General features: G+C 68.3%; 17 protein-coding genes and 1 pseudogene. 13 read left to right on the forward strand and 5 right to left on the reverse strand.

Annotation, left to right across the window (positions count from 1 at the left end; genetic code table 11):
- Positions 1 to 9: 9 nt before the first annotated feature.
- From D575_RS0107910 to D575_RS0107935, 6 genes are all read left to right on the forward strand, one after another.
- The gene (locus tag D575_RS0107910; protein WP_051069926.1) at positions 10 to 1,314 is read left to right on the forward strand and encodes an N-acetylmuramoyl-L-alanine amidase; all 1,305 of its coding nucleotides are present in this window, start codon (positions 10 to 12) and stop codon (positions 1,312 to 1,314) included.
- Between the two features lie 120 nt (positions 1,315 to 1,434).
- Positions 1,435 to 3,312, forward strand: a complete 1,878-nt coding sequence (gene mutL, locus D575_RS0107915; protein WP_018145382.1) for a DNA mismatch repair endonuclease MutL — start codon at positions 1,435 to 1,437, stop codon at positions 3,310 to 3,312.
- Positions 3,312 to 4,280, forward strand: a complete 969-nt coding sequence (gene miaA, locus D575_RS0107920) for a tRNA (adenosine(37)-N6)-dimethylallyltransferase MiaA (protein ID WP_018145383.1) — start codon at positions 3,312 to 3,314, stop codon at positions 4,278 to 4,280. Before mutL ends, miaA begins: the two co-directional genes overlap by 1 nt.
- A 128-nt stretch (positions 4,281 to 4,408) precedes the next feature.
- Entirely contained in the window at positions 4,409 to 4,669 is a 261-nt protein-coding gene (hfq, locus tag D575_RS0107925; RefSeq protein ID WP_018145384.1) for an RNA chaperone Hfq, read from the forward strand.
- Between the two features lie 24 nt (positions 4,670 to 4,693).
- Positions 4,694 to 6,034 carry a ribosome rescue GTPase HflX gene (hflX, locus tag D575_RS0107930; protein WP_026182089.1) on the forward strand — a complete coding sequence of 447 codons (1,341 nt, stop codon included), beginning with the start codon at positions 4,694 to 4,696 and terminating at the stop codon, positions 6,032 to 6,034.
- 101 nt (positions 6,035 to 6,135) lie between these two features.
- A complete protein-coding gene (locus D575_RS0107935) occupies positions 6,136 to 7,560 on the forward strand; it encodes a rhodanese-like domain-containing protein (RefSeq protein ID WP_018145386.1) in 1,425 nt (474 codons plus the stop codon).
- Between the two features lie 95 nt (positions 7,561 to 7,655).
- Here D575_RS0107935 and D575_RS0107940 read toward each other — a convergent pair whose 3' ends face one another.
- Positions 7,656 to 9,236, reverse strand: coding sequence for a LysM peptidoglycan-binding domain-containing protein (locus D575_RS0107940; protein WP_018145387.1), 1,581 nt, complete (start codon positions 9,234 to 9,236; stop codon positions 7,656 to 7,658).
- On the opposite strand from D575_RS0107940, the gene D575_RS0107945 reads away from it, so the two are divergent.
- The 3 genes from D575_RS0107945 to dnaQ are packed head-to-tail and all read left to right on the forward strand — an operon-like array spanning position 9,235 to position 11,172.
- Positions 9,235 to 9,996: a hypothetical protein gene (locus D575_RS0107945; protein WP_018145388.1), complete on the forward strand. Its 762-nt coding sequence runs from the start codon at positions 9,235 to 9,237 to the stop codon at positions 9,994 to 9,996. The two genes, D575_RS0107940 and D575_RS0107945, sit on opposite strands and share 2 nt — an antisense overlap.
- Positions 9,989 to 10,450: a ribonuclease HI gene (rnhA, locus tag D575_RS0107950; RefSeq protein ID WP_018145389.1), complete on the forward strand. Its 462-nt coding sequence runs from the start codon at positions 9,989 to 9,991 to the stop codon at positions 10,448 to 10,450. The genes D575_RS0107945 and rnhA overlap by 8 nt, the downstream gene beginning before the upstream one ends.
- An 11-nt stretch (positions 10,451 to 10,461) precedes the next feature.
- Positions 10,462 to 11,172 carry a DNA polymerase III subunit epsilon gene (gene dnaQ / locus D575_RS0107955; RefSeq protein ID WP_018145390.1) on the forward strand — a complete coding sequence of 237 codons (711 nt, stop codon included), beginning with the start codon at positions 10,462 to 10,464 and terminating at the stop codon, positions 11,170 to 11,172.
- A 267-nt stretch (positions 11,173 to 11,439) separates the two neighbouring features.
- Here the strand turns inward: dnaQ and D575_RS14670 are convergent, their stop codons facing one another.
- Positions 11,440 to 11,628 carry a hypothetical protein gene (locus tag D575_RS14670; protein ID WP_155985177.1) on the reverse strand — a complete coding sequence of 63 codons (189 nt, stop codon included), beginning with the start codon at positions 11,626 to 11,628 and terminating at the stop codon, positions 11,440 to 11,442.
- 556 nt (positions 11,629 to 12,184) lie between these two features.
- A complete protein-coding gene (gene smpB / locus D575_RS0107960; RefSeq protein WP_018145391.1) occupies positions 12,185 to 12,664 on the reverse strand; it encodes an SsrA-binding protein SmpB in 480 nt (159 codons plus the stop codon).
- Between the two features lie 199 nt (positions 12,665 to 12,863).
- Between smpB and D575_RS0107965 the strand changes: the two genes are divergently transcribed.
- The 3 genes from D575_RS0107965 to D575_RS0107975 are packed head-to-tail and all read left to right on the forward strand — an operon-like array spanning position 12,864 to position 15,044.
- Positions 12,864 to 14,222: a sodium-dependent transporter gene (locus D575_RS0107965; protein WP_018145392.1), complete on the forward strand. Its 1,359-nt coding sequence runs from the start codon at positions 12,864 to 12,866 to the stop codon at positions 14,220 to 14,222.
- The gene (locus tag D575_RS0107970) at positions 14,222 to 14,662 is read left to right on the forward strand and encodes a type II toxin-antitoxin system RatA family toxin (protein ID WP_018145393.1); all 441 of its coding nucleotides are present in this window, start codon (positions 14,222 to 14,224) and stop codon (positions 14,660 to 14,662) included. The genes D575_RS0107965 and D575_RS0107970 overlap by 1 nt, the downstream gene beginning before the upstream one ends.
- A gap of 28 nt (positions 14,663 to 14,690) precedes the next feature.
- Positions 14,691 to 15,044 (forward strand): RnfH family protein, encoded by a 354-nt coding sequence (locus D575_RS0107975; protein WP_018145394.1) that lies wholly within the window; start codon positions 14,691 to 14,693, stop codon positions 15,042 to 15,044.
- A gap of 41 nt (positions 15,045 to 15,085) precedes the next feature.
- Here D575_RS0107975 and D575_RS0107980 read toward each other — a convergent pair whose 3' ends face one another.
- The gene (locus D575_RS0107980) at positions 15,086 to 15,448 is read right to left on the reverse strand and encodes an outer membrane protein assembly factor BamE (protein WP_018145395.1); all 363 of its coding nucleotides are present in this window, start codon (positions 15,446 to 15,448) and stop codon (positions 15,086 to 15,088) included.
- A 98-nt stretch (positions 15,449 to 15,546) separates the two neighbouring features.
- Between D575_RS0107980 and fur the strand changes: the two genes are divergently transcribed.
- Positions 15,547 to 15,972, forward strand: coding sequence for a ferric iron uptake transcriptional regulator (gene fur, locus D575_RS0107985; protein WP_018145396.1), 426 nt, complete (start codon positions 15,547 to 15,549; stop codon positions 15,970 to 15,972).
- A gap of 295 nt (positions 15,973 to 16,267) precedes the next feature.
- Here the strand turns inward: fur and D575_RS14675 are convergent.
- A pseudogene (locus D575_RS14675) lies at positions 16,268 to 16,512 on the reverse strand (hypothetical protein).
- Positions 16,513 to 16,681: the final 169 nt, after the last annotated feature.

Raw genomic sequence — 16,681 nt, forward strand, 5'->3', positions numbered from 1 at the left:
CTGCGCGCCATGACTGCCCTCGGGCTGGTCGGGATGCCTTTGCCGGCCCTGGCTCGCACGGACGTCCGGCGCGTGCGCATGTCCGTGGATGGCGGAACCACCCGTCTGGTCTTCGACATGGACGGCGAGGCGGAATACTCCATGTTTCACCTGCAGTCTCCTGACCGCCTGGTGGTGGATCTGGAGAACGCGCGGGCCGTGGAAGACCTGACCATCAGCGATAATCCGCGCTCGGCGATCAAGGCCGTGCGCCATGCCGCACGCAATGGCTCCGATCTGCGCGTGGTGTTCGACCTGCGCAAACCGGTGGAGCCGAGCAGTTTCGTGCTGATGCCGGCACAGGGTGCGCCGCACCGCCTGGTCCTGGATCTGACCAGCGGCGAGGCACCCGCCGCGCCGCGCTCGGCGGAGAACAACGGCTCCCGCCGTGGGCGCTCGCAGGAGGACCTGCGCGATGTCGTGGTCGCCATCGATGCCGGCCATGGTGGGCATGATCCGGGTGCCATCGGCCCCGCCGGCACCCGCGAGAAGGACGTGGTCCTGCAGATCTCGAAGCGTCTGGCCGAACGCGTGAACAGCGAGCACGGCATGAAGGCCGTGATGACCCGCAGTGGCGACTATTTCCTGCCCCTGCGCGAGCGCATCGAGCGGGCGCGCAAGGCGGATGCCGATATCTTCGTGTCCATCCACGCCGACGCGATCGCCAACCGCAGTGTCCAGGGTTCTTCGGTGTACATGCTGTCCGAGCGCGGGGCCTCCAGCGAGGCGGCGCGGTTCCTGGCCCAGCGCGAGAACCAGGCGGATCTGAGCCTGGGCGGGGTGCCGATCAACGGCAAGGACGATTCCCTGACCAACGTGCTGCTGGATCTGGCCCAGAGCGGGAGTCTGGAGGCCAGCAACACCCTGGCCGAGCGGATGATCGCGGAGCTCCACCGGGTGGGCAAGGTGCGCAAGCCGGAGGTGGAGCGCGCGAACTTTGCGGTCCTGCGCTCGCCGGACGTGCCGTCGGTCCTGGTCGAGGCGGCCTTCATCTCCAATCCCTCCGAGGAGCGCAAGCTGCGCAGCACCACCTTCCAGAACTCGCTGGCGGACGCCCTGCTGACCGGGCTGCGGTCGTACTTCTCCACCCATGCCCGTCCGGGCACGCTGATCGCCGACGGCCAGCCCGACCAGCACATCATCCGCCCGGGCGAGACCCTCTCCGGGATTGCCGATCGCTATCGCCTGTCGCTGGCGGACCTGCGTTCGGCCAACGATGTCCGCGACGACCGCATTTACGCCGGCCAGGTCCTGCGTATCCCCCGCGACTCCTGAGCCCGGCACCTCCGGGCAGCCCGTCACGTCTTGCAGGCGTTGTTCGGCCGCCGGCTAGGCACTCCGGCGCTGCCCCGGTTAGGCTAGGCACCCGGTTCTCGTCTCTCCCAGGTGTCGCGCGTGGCGATCGCAAAGCTCTCCGAACAACTGATCAATCAGATCGCCGCCGGCGAGGTGATCGAGCGTCCGGCCTCGGTGGTCAAGGAGCTGCTGGAGAACGCCCTGGATGCCGGGGCGACGCGGGTGGATGTGCGCCTGGAGCAGGGCGGCGTCCGCCTGATCCAGATCAGCGACAACGGCAGCGGCATCTATCGCGACGAGATGCCGCTGGCCCTTTCGCGCCATGCCACCAGCAAGATCGCCTGCATGGACGACCTCGAGGCGCTGCATACCCTGGGCTTTCGCGGCGAGGCCCTGCCCTCGATCGCCTCCGTCTCGCGGCTGTCGCTGACCTCCATGGTGGCGGACGAGCGCAACGGCTGGCGCCTGACCGGGGACGGCTCCGATGTCTTTCGCGAGGCCGCCCCGGCGTCGCATCCGGTGGGCACGACCGTCGAGGTCCGCGACCTGTTCTTCAACGTCCCGGCGCGGCGCAAGTTCGTGCGTACCGAACGCACCGAGTACAACCACTGCGAGAACGTGATCCGCACCCAGGCGGCTGCCTGCCCCGAGGTCGCCTTCAGCCTGCGCCACAATGACCGCGTCACCCTGGACCTGCCGGCGGCCGACGACCCCGGCGAGCGGGTGCGGGCGCTGCTGGGCGATGCCTTCCTGGAGCATGCGACCCCGGTGGACGAACAGCGCGCCGGGCTGGCGCTGTCCGGCTGGCTGGGCTCGCCGACCCAGTCGCGCGCCCAGCCCGATCAGCAGTTCTTCTTCGTCAACGGCCGCGCGATCCGCGACCGCGTGCTGGCGGCGGCCGTGCGCAAGGCCTATCAGGACGTGCTCTACCACGGGCGGCATCCGATGTTCGTGCTGGACCTGGAACTGGATCCGACCCAGGTGGATGTGAACGCGCATCCGACCAAGCAGGAGGTGCGCTTTCGCGAGTCGCGCATGGTTCACGACTTCATCTTCCATAGCCTGCACAAGGCGCTTGCCGCGTTGCGTCCGGGGGATTCCGGGCATGCCGCGGCGGTACCCGACATGGGTGCGCCGGCCCCCTCCGGTCGCCCCATGCCCATGCCGGCGCAGGCGGATCGCCCGCTGTCCGGGCTGGGTGTGCCGGGTGCGGGCGGTGGGTATGCGCCCCCTCGCGAACCGCGACTTCAGCCGGTCGGGCGCGATCCAGGCTTTGGTGCGGCCTGGGCCGAGTTCCGCGGGACGTCTGCGGTGGCCGAGGCGCGGCCCGCCGCTTATGACACCCCGATGCCATCCGCCACGTCCGGTGCGCCCGCAGCGGACCCGGACGGCATGCCGCCCCTGGGGTTTGCCCTGGGGCAGGTAGCCGAGACCTTCATCCTGGCCGAGAGCCCCCGCGGCCTGATCGTGGTGGACATGCACGCGGCCCACGAGCGCATCACCTATGAACGTCTCAAGCGCGAATGGGAGGGGGCACGGGTGACCTCGCAGCCGCTGCTGGTGCCGGAGACCCTGGACGTTACCCCGGCCGAGGCCGAACTGGCCGAGGAGCGCGCGGACCTGCTTGGGGAGCTCGGCTTCGAGCTCGACCGCGCCGGCCCCGAGACGCTGACTCTGCGCGCGGCGCCCGCGCTGCTGCGCGGCCAGGACACCGCGCAGCTCGTGCGCGATGTCCTGGCGGACCTCGCGGCCGATGGCTACAGCCATCGGGCCGAGGGGGCGATGAACGCGGTACTGGGAACGATCGCCTGCCACGGTTCCGTGCGTTCGGGGCGACGCCTGACCCTGCCCGAGATGAACCAGTTACTGCGCGACATGGAGGCCACCGAACGTTCCGGCCAGTGCAACCACGGGCGCCCGACCTGGGTGGAGCTGGACCACTCGGCGCTGGACCGGCTGTTCCTGCGAGGACGCTGATGGCCGGACTGGATGGGGACCGGCCGCCGGTCATCCTGCTGGCCGGTCCCACCGCGAGCGGCAAGACCGCGCTGTCGCTGGCGCTGGCCGAGGCCCTGGACGCGGAGATCGTCAGCGTGGATTCCGCGCTGGTCTATCGCGGCATGGATATCGGCACCGCCAAGCCGGACGCCGCCGAGCGTGCCCGCGCCCCGCATCACCTGCTGGACATCCGCGACCCGGAGGACACCTTCAACGCCTCCGACTTTGCCCGCGATGCCCGCGCCGCGATCGATGCCATTCATGCCCGCGGCCGGGTCGCCCTGCTGGCGGGCGGCACGCTGCTCTACCTGCGCGCCCTGCTGGACGGCTTCGATCCGATCCCGCCGGTCCCGGATGCGGTCCGCGAGTCCGTGCGTGCCCGTCTGGAACACGAGGGCGCCGTGGCCCTCCATGCCGAGCTGGCCACCGTGGACCCGGAGGCCGCCGCGCGCATCCACCCGAACGACCCGCAACGCATCCTGCGCGCCCTGGAGGTCCATGCGGCCAGTGGCCGGCCGCTGTCGGCCTTCCAGAGCGGGGCGGCCGCAACGGTTCCGCCCGGCTGGGTGTCGCTGGCCCTGTGGCCGGAGGACCGCGAACGTCTGCACACCCGTATCGCCGATCGCTTCGACGCGATGCTGGAGGCCGGTTTCGTCGACGAGCTGATGACCCTGACCCGGCGCCCCGGTCTGACCGCGGAGCATCCCTCGCAGCGGGCGGTGGGGTATCGTCAGGGCTGGCAGTGGCTGGCCGGCGAATGCGACTTTGCGACCTTTCGCGAGCGGGCCATTGCCGCGACTCGCCAGCTCGCAAAACGCCAGCTCACCGGGCTGCGGCGCTTCCCCCTGCATGCCCGGTTGAACGCCGAGGACGCGGATTTGTCGCAGGCTCTGCGGGCAATCCAGGCTGCACGGATGGCGGCCCCCGCAGCGGCGACGTCCGAATAACGCCCGGTGTACGCCTGGAGCGGCGCCGCGAAGCCGGTATGCTACGCTTCAACCTGACCGTGCGGCGGGCCGAACTCGAGCCGCCGGCGCGGGTCGCGAACCAATAATAACGATCAAGGAACGCACCGATGGCCAAAGGGCAAACGTTGCAGGAACCCTTCCTGAATGCGCTGCGTCGGGACCGGATCCCGGTCTCCATCTACCTGGTGAACGGGATCAAGCTGCAGGGGCAGATCGAATCCTTCGACCAGTTCGTGGTGCTGTTGCGCAGTACGGTCTCGCAGATGGTCTACAAGCACGCCATCTCCACGATCGTTCCGGCCCGTCAGGTGAACATGAATCTCGAGGGCGAGGCAGCGGCTTCCGCCTCCGCCGAGGCCGAGTCCTGAACATGAGTGGAGGTCTCCTCCAGCTTGTTTGAGCGTCCGGAGAGTGCCGGCGACGAGCGCGTCGGCAATGGTGCGGTCCTGGTTGCGCTGAATGTTGGGGACAACCCCGATATCGAGGCCCAGGTCCAGGAATTCGACGAGCTCGTGCGCTCCGCCGGGGCCGAGATCATGGCGGTGGTGCGCGGCTCGCGCGACCGGCCGCACCCCAAGCTGTTCGTCGGCGCCGGCAAGGCCGACGAGATCCGCGATGCGGTCGAGGCCTCCGGGGCTGACGTGGTGATCTTCAACCACGCCCTGTCGCCCAGCCAGGAACGCAACCTCGAGGCCCACCTGAAGGCCCGGGTGCTGGATCGCTCCGGCTTGATCCTCGATATCTTCGCCCAGCGCGCCCGCTCCCACGAGGGCAAGCTGCAGGTGGAACTGGCGCAGTTGCGCCATATGTCCACGCGCCTGGTGCGTGGCTGGACCCACCTCGAGCGGCAAAAGGGCGGGATCGGCCTGCGCGGTCCGGGGGAAACCCAGCTGGAGACCGACCGCCGCCTGCTGGCCGGCCGCATCAAGCACATCGAGCGGCGTCTGGAGAAGGTCGAACGCACCCGCGAACAGGGCCGTCAGGCGCGCCTGCGCAACGAGATTCCCACGGTCTCGCTGGTGGGCTACACCAACGCCGGCAAGTCGACCCTGTTCAATCGGCTCACGCATTCTGACGTCTATCAGGCGGATCAGCTGTTCGCGACCCTGGACCCGACTTTGCGGCGCCTGGACCTGGCCCCGCACCAGTCGCTGATCCTGGCCGACACCGTGGGCTTTGTGCGCGACCTGCCGCACGAGCTGGTCGCCGCGTTCAAGGCGACCCTGACCGAGACCCGCGAGGCGGCGCTGCTGCTGCACGTGATCGACGCCGCCGACCCGGAGCGCGAGGCGCGCATCCGCCAGGTCGAGGAGGTCCTCGAGGAGATCGGCGCCGAGGACGTCCCCTGCTGGCGGGTGTACAACAAGATCGACCAGCTGGAGAACCCGGCCGAGGACCCGGACGACCGTTTCGGCATGGCGGACGATGCCTTCTGGCTGTCGGCGCATACCGGCGAGGGTGTGGAGCGCCTGGAGCAGCGCCTGGCCGAGACCTTCACCGAGTCCATGACCCAGGGCTGGTTCGAGATCCCGGCCGCAGCCGGCCGGCTGCGGGCCCGGCTCTACGAGGAGAAGGCCGTGGAGGCCGAGCAGACCACGCCGGATGGCGCAATCCAGCTCCGGCTGCATCTTCCGCAGCGGCGCTTCGAGCAGCTCTTCCGCGAGGCCGGGCTGGATCCCGAAGCGGTGCGCCTGCAGCCGGAAGTACCCGGACCGACCGCCGCCCACCACTGACGACGCGACCTCTCGACGCCCCGCGCCACCAGGAACTTTTGCGCTAATACCTGACCAAATTAGTCAGACATTCATGCAAAAGCCAACGCGAGGAGGTCCGCATGATCCTTGAACGCTTTGTCGATCCCGGCCTGTCCCAGCACTCCTTTGTGGTCGGCTGTCAGGGCAGCGGCGAGATTGCCGTGATCGACCCGCAGCGCGACGTCGATGTGTATCTGGATTACGCCGAGCGTAACGGCTATCGCATCACCCGCGTGATGGATACTCACATCCACGCCGATTTCGCCTCCGGTGCCCGTGAACTCGCGGACAAGACCGGCGCCCGTTTGCTGCTGTCCGGGCACGATGCCGGCGAGCATTTCCAAGTGCAGTTCCCGCACGAGGATCTGTTCGAGGGGAATCGGATCCAGCTGGGCAATGTGCGCATCGAGACACGCCACGTACCGGGGCATACCCCGGAACACCTGATGTTCGTGGTGTATGACGGCGCCCGGTCCGGCGAGGATCCGATCGCGATTATCACCGGCGATTTCCTGTTCGTGGGCTCGCTGGGCCGGCCCGACCTGCTCGGCGAGGAGGCCAAACAGGCCCTGGCGCGGCAGATGTTCCACAGCGTGCGCGAGAAGCTGGCAGATCTGCCGGACGGGGTCGAGGTGCATCCCGGGCACGGTGCCGGTTCCGCCTGTGGCGCCGGCATGGCCGGGCGGCCGGTCTCCACGCTCGGTTACGAGCGCCGGACCAACCCGTACCTCGACCCGTCGCTGGACGAGGATGCCTTCGTGCACCAGTTGCTGCACGGACTGCCGCCGATCCCGGATTTCTATCCGCGCAACAAGCGGATCAACTCCGAGGGGCCGAAGGCAGTGATCCCGTTGCCCGGCATGACCGCCCTGGACCCGGCCGACGTGTCGCGGCGGGCCGCCGCAGGTGAGGTGACGGTGATCGACCTGCGCGACCCGCTGGCCTTCGGCGGCGGCCATATCCCCGGGTCGCTGGGGATTGGCATCGACGGTGGCTTTGCCACCTGGGCCGGCTGGGTGACGCCGGATGACACCCCGATCGTTCTGGTCGACCGCACGGGTGACCCCGCGGTGATCGAAAAGGCGGTGCGCCAGCTGGTGCGCACCGGCCGTGACTATATCGAAGGGTATGTCCGCGGCGGCATGGCCGCCTATGCCGGTGCCGGCCTGCCGTTGACCACCCTGGCGCAGCTGGATGCCCCGGCGGCGCAGACCGCGGTCGCCGACGGGCGGCTGCGTCTGGTGGATGTGCGGGCTGTCTCCGAATTCGAGGCCGGCCATGCCGAGGCCGCGGTCCACCGGCCGGTGGCCGATACCCGCACGGGTGTCCCCGGGGTCGACAAGGCCGAACCGGTCGCCGTGGTCTGCGGCAGTGGCTATCGTTCCACCGTGGCGGGTTCCATCCTCCAGCGCCTGGGCTACCACGAGGTGTACAACGTGGTGGGCGGCATGCAGGCCTGGGACCGTGTGATCGACACGGGCGAGGGGGACCGGCGCGCCGCCTGATGCGCGTCACCGGGTGGGTGGCATGAGCCGCCCGCCTTCCCACGAAAGAGGCCCCGGGTGGAACCGGGGCCTCTTTCGTGGTCGCGTGCCGCGCGTCAGGCGTCGCCGTGGGCGATCGTCTCCCGCTCGGCGCTGGCCAGGTACAGGGTCAAGGTCTCTCCGGCTCGGATGCCGTCGCCGTTCAGCCCGTTCCAGCGCCGCAGGTCGCCGATGCTGACCTGGTGGCGGCGAGCGATGGTCGAGAGCGAGTCGCCGGGGCGGACCTCGTACTCGACGCGCTGGCCGTCGGGCCCACGGTCGGGATCGGCGCGCACCACCTTCAGGGTGTCGCCCGGGCGGAGGATCGCGTCCGGGTCCAGGTCGTTGGCGGCGCGCAGGGCGCCGATCGACATGCCGGTGCGCTGGCTGATGTGCCACAGGCTGTCGCCAGCCTGCACCTGATAGTCCTCCGCTAACTGGCCGTTGTCGCCGGCCACCTGCAGCGGAGCCTCTTCGCTCGGGGCGGAGGCCGGCAGGCGCAGGGTCTGACCGGCGCGGATCATGTCGTCGTCGAGGTTGTTCATGTCGCGCAGCACGGCGACGCGGGTGCCGGCGCGCTGGGCAATCTGGCCGAGGTTGTCGCCCGAGCGCACGGTGTATTCGCGGAACCGGAGCAGCGGTTCATCGTTGCGGGTCTCCAGTGCCGCCTCGAGGGTGGGCAGCGCCTCGCGCGGGACGAACAGGTGCTGGGCGCCGCCGGGGTGGGTGGCATGGCGGTGGTAGCCGGGGTTGAGCTGTTTGAGGGTCTCGGTATCCAGGTCGGCGAGCTCCGCGATTAGCGAGAAGTCCGCCTGCTGGCCGGGTTCGATCATCTCCAGCGCCGGTTCGTTGGCGATCGGCGCGATGGCGATGTTGTGGGCATCGGGGTCCAGGAACAGGTGGCGCAGGGCCAGCAGTCGCGGGATGTACGCGGTCGGCTCGGACGGCAGGTCCAGGCTCCAGTAGTCAGTGGGCTCGCCGCGGGCGGCATTGCGGTCGATCGCGCGCTGGATGTTGCCCTGGCCGTAGTTATAAGCGGCCAGGGCCAGGTACCAGTCGTCGAAGCGTCGATGCAGCGCCTGGAGGTAGTCCAGCGCGGCGAGGGTGGATTTGTAGACGTCGCGGCGGCCGTCGTACCAGTGATCGCGCGACAGATCGAAATAGTCGCCGGTGGCCGGCATGAACTGCCAGATTCCCGCCGCGCGGCTGCGCGAGGTCGCCTGGGCGATGAAGCCGCTCTCCACGATCGGCAGCAGCAGGAGCTCGGCGGGCATGTCGCGCGCCTCGATCTCGGACAGGATGAAGTAGGCGAACGGCTCCGCGCGCCGGGTGCTGTACTCGATGATCCGTGGATGGTCACGGTAGTGCCTGATATAGCGACCCACGCGCTCGTGGTCCAGCGCGTCGTTGAAGCCGAAGCCCAGGCGCGCGCGCTCCCACAGGTCATCGGTCTCGGCGGCACGTTGCGCGGCGTCGCGCTGCTGGCGTTCCATCGCGGCCTGCACGTCCTCGGTCGTGCGCGGTTCCACGATCGGCCGATCCGCCGCCGAGGTGTCCAGCGTGCGCTCGGAGTCGTGTAGGCTACAGGCAGAGGCGAAGATCGCCGTCAGGCCGAAAATCAGGGCGGTGGTCAGTCGTGTGCGGAGGCGTGGTGTCATGGCGCTGGAGGATAAACCAGAGATGGGGGATCACCAAGACCCATTCCTGACTTGGTTGGCGCACTGGTATGCCCAGCCGCAGGGGCGGAGGGTCCGCGAGCGCTTTCTGGAACGCATTCGGCGCTATGGCGATCCGGGCCCCGGGGGGCTGGCGGTGGAGCTGGCGCCGGTGCCGATCCTGGAGGACAGCGATGCCCTGCAGGCCCCGCTGATCCGGATCGCCTCGGCGCGCCCAGCACTGCGCATGGACCCCGAGGCCTGGCCGCTGGAGTCCGCCTGTGCCGGGCGCATCGTGCTCGCCCATCCCTGCGCCCAGAGCGAGCAACCGGCGGCGGTGGTGGCCGAGGCAGCCCGGGTGCTGGAGCCCGAGGGACGGGTGTTTCTGCTGGAAGGCAACCGCCTGCAGCGCGGTGGGCGCAACGGGGTGCGCGCATCGCCTCTGCCCGAAGGCCTGCGGCGGCGCCAATATCGCGAGTTACTGGAGGCGGCGGATCTCGAGGTGCTGGATCAGTGGAGCCTCAGCCTGCTCCCACCGGGGCTGCCCGCCGCCTGGCAGAAACGCCTGGCCACCATGGATGCCTGGACCCTGCGCGGCCTGCCGCCGCTGGCCAGCATGATCCTGACCGTGGCCCACAAGCGGGTGAACATGCCCCTGCGTCCGGAGCCGCGTTTCCGCTTCGCCATGCCCAACCCCGCGATGCGTCCGGGGCTGGTATCCTCGCGCTCCTCTCATTCTGGAGCCCGCCGAACGCATGGCTGACGAACGTGTGTACATCTATACCGACGGGGCCTGCCGTGGAAACCCCGGGCCGGGCGGCTGGGGTGCGATCCTGCGCTTCGACGGGCGCGAGCGCGAGCTCTACGGGGCCGAGGCCGAGACCACCAATAACCGCATGGAGATGACCGCGGCCATCCGCGCGCTGGAGACCCTGAAGCGCCCCTGCAAGGTGGAGCTGGTCACGGATTCCAAGTACGTGAAGCAGGGCGTGACCGAGTGGATGCCCGGCTGGAAGCGGCGCAACTGGAAGTCCGCCAGCGGCTCCCCGGTGAAAAACCGTGATCTCTGGGAGGAGCTGGATGCACAGGCCCAGCGCCACGACATCGAGTGGTACTGGGTACGGGGCCACAGCGGTCACCCGGAGAACGAGCGCGCCGACGAACTGGCCAATGCGGGCATTGATGCCCTGCTGGCCGGCGAACCGATCGAGAACTGAAGGAAACCACGATGCGCCAAATCGTGCTGGATACCGAGACCACGGGCCTGGACCCCTCCGACGGCCACCGCATTATCGAGATCGGCTGCCTGGAGCTGGACAACCGCCGCCCCACCGGGCGCAAGCTGCACGAGTTTCTGCAACCGGATCGCGAGATCGACGCCGGCGCGATCGCGGTGCACGGGATTACCAACGAGTTTCTGGCCGACAAGCCTCGGTTTGCCGATGTCGTCGATGACTTTGTCGACTTCATCCGTGGGGCCGAACTGATCATTCACAACGCGCCCTTCGATGTCGGCTTCATCAACAACGAGCTGCGCCTGTTGGGCGATGTGGCGCCGGCGTCCGAGGTGGCCGAGGTCAGCACCGTGCTGGATTCGCTGGTGATGGCGCGGCGCATGCACCCGGGGGCGCGCAATTCCCTGGATGCCCTGTGCAAGCGCTACGAGGTGGACGGCTCCGGGCGCACCCTGCACGGGGCGCTGCTCGATGCCGAGCTGCTCGCGGATGTCTATCTGGCGATGACCGGCGGGCAGGTGGCGCTCACCCTGGATTCCGGAGGCGACGGCGATGCCGCGGCCGGCCCGGTCAAGGCGCAGCGCTCGGGCAAGCCGCTGCCGGTGATCGAGCCGACGCCCGAGGAGCAGGCGGCGCACGAGGCGCTGCTGCAGACCTTGGACGAGGCGGCCGGCGGCACCTGCCGCTGGCGCGCCAACGCCTGATCCTGGCGCCCGACGCAGGCTCCGCGCCTGCAGTCTAGGCACGTTCGTCCAATCGCCTCCCGGGAGAGGCTGGCTCTGGGTCGTCCTCCGGTGTTTACGGGGGCTTCGGTCCGCCGCCTGCCACGCGCTGACTCGCCAGCGCGCCGCGAGGTACTTTCTTGCTTGCCCAAGAAAGTACCCAAAGAAGGGCACCCGGATTCCGCCCGGGAACCTCGCTCCGGACGCGTTGGGCCGGCGGCGTTGAACTCGCTACGCCTGCGGTTTCGCTCAGACATCCAGCGCTTTCTCCTGGCCCATCACGCCCTCCGCGAGGGGCTCCATACGGGAGGAGAAGGTCAAAACAGGCGGTATCCAGACACCAGCAGCCAGCCCGCACCCCGCAGGGTGCGGATGAGCGCAGCGAAACGCACCGTTCCCCACGCCGCGCGAAACCCTGATGCGATTCGCTGCGCTCATCACATCCTACGCTCCCCCGGCGCCCGCTCCGCGGGCGCGGCACGCTATGGCCAAAGGCCGAGCGTGCCGAAGATGCTCGAAGACCTAGCCATCATCCACCGGCAGGAACGCTGGGATAGCCGTTGTCTTGACCTTCCTCCCCGTTGTCGTCGCGCCGAGTGGAGAGCCTTTTCGCGGGACGATTCTAAATAGACACGGGGCGCTGGATGTCTGAGCGGAGCCGCAGGCGCAGCGAGTTCAGCGCCGCCCGCGAAAAGCCTCGGAGCGAGGGAAACCCCGGCCCGCGCAGCGGGCCGGGGTCGCGGCAGTCGGGCGTGTTTCTTGGGTGCTTCTTTGCACGAGCAAAGAAGCCAGTTTTTGATCAACAACGGGCGCGGTGCGCTCGCGAGAGAGCGCGTGGCAGGCGGCCAGACGAAGCCACCGTAAACACCGGAGGGCGAGCCAAGGCCAGCCACAGCCGGGCAGGCGACGGACCGAAGGCACCGTAAACGGCGAGTGACGGGGCAGGGACATCCGGCGCGAGCCGGAATGGGGATGGTGGGCGGGGCGGGTGGCGTTAGCCGTGCTTCAGGATCCGCGCCCGCTCGCGTTCCCAGTCCTTGTCCTTCTTGTCGGCGCGCTTGTCGTATTCCTTCTTGCCCTTGGCCAGGCCGATCTCGAGCTTGGCTCGCCCGCGCTTCCAGTACAGAGCCATGGGCACCAGGGTGTAGCCCTTGCGCTCCACCGCGCCGACCAGGCGGTTGATCTCCGCGCGATGCAGCAGCAGCTTGCGCGTGCGGCTGGGATCCGGCTTGATATGGGTGGAGGCGGTCGGCAACGGGGTGATGTGGGCCCCGAACAGGAAGGCCTCGCCGTTGCGCAGCAGCACGTAGGCCTCGCTCAGCTGCGCGCGGCCCGCGCGCATCGACTTGACCTCCCAGCCCTCGAGCTCCATCCCCGCCTCCAGGCGGTCCTCGATGAAGAATTCGTGACGCGCCTTGCGGTTGAGGGCGATGGTGCTGGACGGTTCCTTGGCTTGTTTCTTGTTCTTTCCCATAACCCGAGCAGTGTACTGCAGGCGGGCGGCCGAAGCAGTCCGAATGTCCGGGCGCGCGGGGTGAAAGTTGAGCCGGGCGACCCGCTGCCCCACAATTCCGGCGGACCCGGCGATGCGCTTGCGCGACCGGCCCTGGCCGCTGCCGGGGGCGACGGCCCGCGGGAGCGCCCCCCCGTCTCCGTTCAACAAGGAGCCACCGATGCCAGCCACGACCTCGATCCACGGGCAATGGACGACCCGTCTGGCCTTTATTCTCGCGGCCACGGGTTCGGCCGTTGGCCTGGGCAACATCTGGCGTTTCCCCTATATCGCCGGTGAGAACGGGGGGGGCGCCTTCGTGCTGGTTTATCTCGGCTGCATCCTTTTGATCGGCCTGCCGGTGATGATGGCGGAGATCCTGCTGGGCCGGCGCGGGCGGCAGAGCCCGATCAATACCATGTCGGCCCTGGCGCGCGAGGAGGGCCTGACGCGCGCGTGGGGCATGATCGGCTGGATCGGGGTGCTGGCCGGTTTCCTGATCCTGTCGTTTTACAGCGTGGTCGCCGGCTGGTCGCTGTCGTACGTCTTCAAGTCGGGGACCGGCGGCTTTCTCGGGCTGGATGCAGATGGCTCGGAGTCGATGTTCGGCAACATGCTGGCGGACCCGGAGGCCCTGCTGGCCTGGCACACGATCTTCATGGTGATGACGGCGATGGTGGTCGCGCGCGGGGTGCAGTCGGGCCTGGAGAAGGCGGTGACCATTCTGATGCCGCTGCTGTTCGTGATGCTGGTGGTGATGGTCGGCTATGCGATGGTCGAGGGGCAGTTCCTCGCCGGACTGGAGTTCCTGCTGTATCCGGACTTCTCCGCGCTGTCCGCCAACGCGGTTCTGCTGGCGATGGGCCAGGCCTTCTTTACGCTCAGCCTGGGCATGGGCGCGATCATGATCTACGGCAGCTATCTGCAGAGCGATGCGTCCATCGCGCGCACCTCCGCGGCGGTGGTCGGGGCGGACACCCTGGTCGCGATCATGGCCGGGCTGGCGATCTTCCCCATCGTGCTCGGGGCCGGGCTGTCGGCCGAGCAGGGGCCGGGGCTGATCTTTGTGACCCTGCCGCTGGCCTTTGCCGACATGCCGGGCGGGCTGTATTTCGGCACCATGTTCTTCGTGTTGCTGGTGTTTGCGGCCTGGACCTCGGCGATCTCCATCATCGAGCCGGCGGTCGCCTTCCTGGTCGAGAACCTGGGGCTGACCCGGGTGATGGCGACCGCGATGATCGCCATCGGGGCCTGGTTCCTCGGCATCGGCGCATTGCTGTCGCTGAACGTCTGGTCCGACTACACCCTGTTCGACATGGGCATCCTGGACCTGCTGGATTACGTGACGGCCAACGTCCTGCTGCCGCTGGGTGGGTTCCTGATCGCGATCTTCGTGGGCTGGCGCATGACCGAGCGCTCGGTGCAGTCCGAGCTGCGCCTCAAGCACCCGGTCCTGTACCAGGTCTGGTACTTTCTGGTGCGTTTCGTCGCGCCGGTCGCGATCCTGTTTGTGTTCCTGCGCGCCGTGGAGTTGATCTGATGGCCTCGAAGATTCGCCGCTACGCGGACGTGCCCTACAGCCGTGAACAGATGTTCAATCTGGTGAATGACGTAGACGCCTATCCGCAGTTCCTGCCCGGCTGCCGCAGTGCCTCCGCGCGCCCGCGTGGCGAGCACGAGGTGGAGGGCACGATCGAGCTGGCCAAGGGGGCGCTGCACAAGTCGTTCACCACCCGGAACACGCTCAAGCGCCCGGAAAGCATCGACATGCGCCTGGTCTCCGGGCCGTTCCGGCGCCTGCACGGGACCTGGAGCTTTACCGAGGTGGAGGGCGGCAAGACCCGCATCGCCCTGGAGCTGGAGTTCGAGTTTGCCAACCGGCTCATGGCCTTTGCGATTGGCCCGGTGTTCACTCAGATTGCCAATTCGCTGGTGGATGCCTTTGTCCAGCGCGCGCGCGAGGTCCACGGTGACGGATAGCCACGCGGCACCGGCTGCAGAGGGCGGCATGATCCGGGTGGAGATTGCCTACGCGCGGCCCGACCGGCAGGTGATCCTGCCGCTAGTGGTGCCCGAGGGCACGACGGTCGATACCGCGCTGCGCCAGTCGGAGATCGAACTGCAGTTCCCCGAGATCGATCTGGACAACGCCAAGGTCGGGATCTTCGGCAAGATCACCCGTAGGGACACCGTGCTGCGCCCACGCGACCGCATCGAGGTTTATCGCCCGCTGATCGCGGATCCGAAGGAGGTGCGGCGCCAGCGTGCCGACAAGGGGCGCAAGAAGAAGCCGGGCAAGGGTGACGCCGGGGCCGCCGACGACAAGCCGAAGGAGGCGCCGGCCGACAACGCGAAGGAGTAGCAGGGGCTTGCGGCGGCGAAATATGCCGCCGCGCGCGGGTGTCAGTCGTTGTCTCTGTCGACCGGATGCTCGTCCAGCGCCACCGGCTGCGGGATGTCGGCATCCACATGGCTGACTACGCCGTTGTCGAAATGCACGGTCACTCGCTGGCGTTCGGTGGAGCCGAAGCCTGGACGGCGATAGTAGACGTAGTCCCAGCGGTCATCGGCCCGGAAGGCGGGCTCCAGCTGGGGCGACCCCATCAGGAAGCGGACCTGCTGCGGGGTCATGCCGGGCTGGATCTGGGCCACCTGTACGGGGTCGATCACATTGCCCTGCTGGACATCCAGACGGAACTGGTTGAGGCCACCGCAGGCGCTCAGCAGGCTTGCGGCCACGGCGATAGAAATGAGAATCTTGATCATCTGAGCGGGCGGTCCTCGGCGTCTGGTGGGCCGTGAACGCGCATGGTACACCAAAGCGTCCCGCCTCTCTCAAGCGGACGGGACCGGGAAAACGGGCAATGGAAACGAGTAATCTCAAGAAGGCCGGGCTCAAGGTCACGCTGCCGCGGATGAAGATCCTCGAGATCCTCGAGAACTCGGAAACCCGTCACCTGACGGCCGAGGCGATCTATCGCGAGCTGCTCGATTCCGGCGAGGAAATCGGTCTGGCCACGGTATACCGCGTGCTGACCCAGTTCGAGGCGGCCGGGCTGGTCTGCCGCCTGCACCTGGAGGGCAACCAGGCGGTATTCGAGCTGGAGCGGGGCGGGCACCATGACCATATCGTCTGCAACCAGTGCGGGCGGGTCGAGGAGTTCTTCGACGAGACCATCGAACGGCGCCAGCGCGAGGTGGCGCAGCACCACGGCTTTGCCATCAAGGACCACGCCCTGGTCCTGTACGGCGACTGCACCGACAGCGCCTGCCCCCACCGCCCCGCCTGACCTCGCGCCTCTCGTAGTCTTTTCCCAGCCGCACCGACGCGACACACACGGCGTGTGATACGGGCTCGCTCTCGGGCCTTTTCTCGCGCAGTTGTGGCTGGCTGTGGTTCGTTGTCCGGTGTTTACGGTGGCTTCGGCCCGCTTACTGCCAAGCGCTGACTCGCCAGCGCGCCGCGAGGTCCTTTCTTGCTTGCCCAAGAAAGGACCCAAAGAAGGGCACCCGGATTTCGCCCGGGAACCTCGCTCCGGACGCGCTGGGCCGGCGGCGCTGAACTCGCTGCGCCTGCGGCTTCGCTCAGACATCCAGCGTCTTCTTCCGGCCCATCACGCCCTCCGCGAGGGGCTCCATACGGGAGAAGAAGGTCAAAGCAGGCGGTATCCCGTAGGGTGCGGTTGAGCGCAGCGAAACGCACCGTTCCCCACGCCGTGCGAAACCCTGATGCGATTCGCTGCGCTCATCACATCCTACGCCCCCGGCGCCCGCTTCGCGGGCGCGGCACGCCATGGCCGCAGGCCGAGCGTGCCCAGGTGCTGGAACAGCCTGCCTCTATCTAATGGCACAGGCCGTCGGGCCGCCGTTGTCTTGACCTTCCTCCCCGTTGTCGTCGCGCCGAGTGGAGAGGCTTTTCGCGGGATTCAAGGCGCTGGATGTCTGAGCGGAGCCGAAGGCGCAGCGAGTTCAGCGCCGCCCGCGAAAAGCCTCGGAGCG

The sequence above is a fragment of the Thioalkalivibrio sp. AKL6 genome (assembly GCF_000376905.1).
Classification (GTDB): Bacteria; Pseudomonadota; Gammaproteobacteria; order Ectothiorhodospirales; family Ectothiorhodospiraceae; genus Thioalkalivibrio; species Thioalkalivibrio versutus.